This window comes from Bradyrhizobium sp. (genome assembly GCF_016462955.1).
In the GTDB taxonomy this organism is placed as follows: Bacteria; Pseudomonadota; Alphaproteobacteria; order Rhizobiales; family Xanthobacteraceae; genus Bradyrhizobium.
On sequence record NZ_JAEMSD010000794.1, the window covers coordinates 1 to 1,417 of the forward strand.

2 protein-coding genes and 1 pseudogene are annotated in these 1,417 nt (G+C 63.8%); 2 read left to right on the top strand and 1 reads right to left on the bottom strand.

The features are described from left to right. Window positions 1–104, top strand: a pseudogene (locus tag JHD07_RS38465) (3-oxoacyl-ACP reductase); the annotation flags it as partial. 237 nt (window positions 105–341) lie between these two features. On the opposite strand, the gene JHD07_RS38470 reads toward JHD07_RS38465, so the two are convergent. Next, window positions 342–818 (bottom strand): DUF3775 domain-containing protein, encoded by a 477-nt coding sequence (locus tag JHD07_RS38470; RefSeq protein ID WP_291631729.1) that lies wholly within the window; start codon window positions 816–818, stop codon window positions 342–344. Window positions 819–930: 112 nt separating this feature from the next. On the opposite strand from JHD07_RS38470, the gene JHD07_RS38475 reads away from it, so the two are divergent. Next, a partial coding sequence (locus tag JHD07_RS38475) for an MBL fold metallo-hydrolase (RefSeq protein ID WP_291631730.1) occupies window positions 931–1,417 on the top strand: 487 nt, incomplete at its 3' end.

Genomic DNA, 1,417 nt, shown 5'->3' on the forward strand with positions numbered 1-1,417 from the left:
ACGAGTTCGGCTATGCCTGCGCCTTCCTGTGCGGCGCCAAGGCCGGCTTCATCACCGGACAGAACATCCTGCTGGACGGCGGCGCGTTCCCGGGCACGCTGTAGTCGCGATTGCGGGGCGCGCTGCCGCGCCCCGGGCGATGCGAAGCATCGTCCCGCGCGCGGCGGGTGAGGGCTCTCGCCACGCAGGGACGTCCTCGGTTAATCTCGATTATCCCAGCGCGGAGACACCCTCTCCCCAACCCTCCCCCGCAAGCGGGGGAGGGAGCCAACTGCCGATGCCGCTACATTCTGCGAATAATGTCCGATTGCCCTGCCGCAGATGGGCAGAGGCAAACAAGATCACCGCTGCTTCGTCGGCTCGTCTTCGTCCTGCTGGCTCGGGCCGGAGGAGTCGGCGGTGGTGCGCTCATCGGTCCAGTCGATGCCGAATTCGTCGAGGCCGTTGGCGAGCAGATCGCCCAGCATGGGCTCGCCGAGCAGATAGCGCACGGTTTCGCGGCGCGGGCTGCGGTACTCGCTTCGCGCCTCCACGGCGCGGGCGCGCAGATCGTCCCACTCGTCGATGGTGCCGTCGCCGCGGCCGAGCCAGGTCAGCGTGACGAGATCGAGTTGCTCGTCCTCGTTCAGGGCGATGATGAAGCTGCCGAGCTCTTGCACGACAGGATCGGAGCCGTCGTCCTCGAGGACGTCGATCGCATCGTCGTCGCTGGGGTTCGAGCCGGAATCCGGATCGGAATCACCCTCCTTGACGTCGAATTCGCGCGCCTTCTCTTTGATGTAGGCGACCTTTTCAGCGGATATTGCAAGCTCTGGCATGGCTCCTCCTCCGGTTCCCCCGATAACGCCGCATCGCGTTAGATGATCCATTGCACATCATGGCGGAAAACCGCATGTTTCGGCATCAAAACAAGAACATGGGAAGGCGGCGATGCAGTGGAAGGTGGGCAGGGTCAAGATCACCAAAGTCGTGGAAATGGAGACGGTCGGCTCGACGCGCTTCATCCTGCCGCTCGCGACCAATGAGGAGATCCAGAAACTGCCCTGGCTGATCCCGCATTACGCCACCGAAGAAGGCCGGCTGAAGATGTCGATCCATTCGCTGGTGGTGGAGACGCCTTCGCGCCGCATCGTGGTCGACACCGGGCTCGGCAACGACAAGCAGGGCCGCAACGTCCCGACCTGGAACGACCGCAACACGCCCTTCCTGGAGACGATGACAGCGGCCGGCTTTGCGCCTGACAGCATCGACACCGTGCTGTGCACGCATCTTCACGTCGATCACGTCGGCTGGAACACGAAGCTGGTCGACGGCAAATGGGTGCCGACGTTTCCGAAGGCGCGCTACGTGTTCGGCCGGACCGAATACGAACATTGGCGCGATCATTCGAACGAGCCCGACAAGGCCGCGGTGTTCA